This is a genomic window from Amycolatopsis sp. NPDC051061, from assembly GCF_040682935.1.
Classification (GTDB): Bacteria; Actinomycetota; Actinomycetes; order Mycobacteriales; family Pseudonocardiaceae; genus Amycolatopsis.
In genome coordinates this window covers 1-1,030 of sequence record NZ_JBFBBZ010000185.1, presented here as the reverse complement: position 1 = coordinate 1,030, position 1,030 = coordinate 1, and the positions used below count along the sequence as shown (strand labels likewise).

Annotated in this window: 3 protein-coding genes; 1 reads left to right on the top strand and 2 read right to left on the bottom strand. The window is 32.7% G+C overall.

Features of this window, described 5'->3' with window-relative positions:
* The first annotated feature begins 4 nt into the window (after nucleotides 1-4).
* Nucleotides 5-64 carry a helix-turn-helix domain-containing protein gene (locus AB0N03_RS52580; protein WP_364389059.1) on the top strand — a complete coding sequence of 20 codons (60 nt, stop codon included), beginning with the start codon at nucleotides 5-7 and terminating at the stop codon, nucleotides 62-64.
* Between the two features lie 349 nt (nucleotides 65-413).
* Here the strand turns inward: AB0N03_RS52580 and AB0N03_RS52575 are convergent, their stop codons facing one another.
* Together AB0N03_RS52575 and AB0N03_RS52570 are read right to left on the bottom strand one after the other, a co-directional pair.
* On the bottom strand, nucleotides 414-635 hold the full coding sequence (locus AB0N03_RS52575) for a hypothetical protein (protein WP_003132844.1): 222 nt from the start codon (nucleotides 633-635) through the stop codon (nucleotides 414-416).
* 34 nt (nucleotides 636-669) lie between these two features.
* Nucleotides 670-1,030, bottom strand: a 361-nt coding sequence (locus tag AB0N03_RS52570; protein ID WP_364389057.1) for a BRCT domain-containing protein, incomplete at its 5' end; no start/stop codon positions are given.

Here is a 1,030-nt window from a genome sequence, read left to right as displayed (position 1 = left end):
GTCGATTGCGGATTCTTGGGGAGTTTCAAGAACCACAATTTATAGATATATTAATAAGTTTTAGAATAAAATAAAAAACCAGCTCACAACTATTAAGGTGCAAGCTGGTTTAATTTTTTTACTTTGGTATAATTAGTAACTCATACTAATTTTACAATCTTCGATAAGATATTGACTGATATTTCTAACAAAAGATTTCAAGCGTTCCTTTTTGTTATGTAAATCTAACGCTGGTTGATTTTCCCAATTTTCTGCAATTACATATTGAGTACTGTCTTGGACAACGAACTGAACCAACTTTGCAATAGGTTGCTTTCAGTGAATCTTGGGCGAAATGAATATGAATTCTCTCCAAGGTCAATAAGTTAAGCAAGATACAAAAAGCTTATCATTATGATAAACTTTTTACGTTTTCAGTTTAAGTATTGCATATTTTCAACTCGTTTTTCCGACCATTTGTGGCATACTTTTAACAATTCTACTTTTTGTTCTTCATTCAATTGCTCGAAGTAAGCTCGTGGGTCATTGGGGACATGATTGGGGATAACTCCCATCAGATATCCTGGTGGAAGTTGGAAGTATTGGGACAAAACTAAAGCAATTTTATTAGCAATAGCTTTTCCTAAAGTTTTCATAATTCCTCCTCTATCAATAATATAACAAGCATAATTATAACCCTTTTGAGAGAAGTTGAAAAGTTTGAGCTAAAAATTCGATAAATTCTTTTTCAGTCATTATCATTATTCGTTGTCCTTTTCGTTTAGATTGCTTAGCCTCTGATATTTTATGCGAATGATGATAGCCTTTTATTAAATCAATCGGAAAATTGCCTGTGACTAGTCTAGTCGTTTTTTTAGTCACAGCGTTCTGATTATGCCCTTTTAAACCTATAATGATTGATTGTGCTTGTTTTCTTGTCATCGTTGTAAGGGTGCCAGTAAATACAAAATATTCATTCTCTAGCATTAAACCACCTCTGCTGTTTTTCTGAATGGACTCGATGATCAACTTATTTGACCTTCTAGGAATC

Bases quoted from the DNA above. Each gene is read 5' to 3' on its own strand.
- AB0N03_RS52575 (WP_003132844.1), bottom strand. From the start codon at position 635: ATGAAAACTTTAGGAAAAGCTATTGCTAATAAAATTGCTTTAGTTTTG.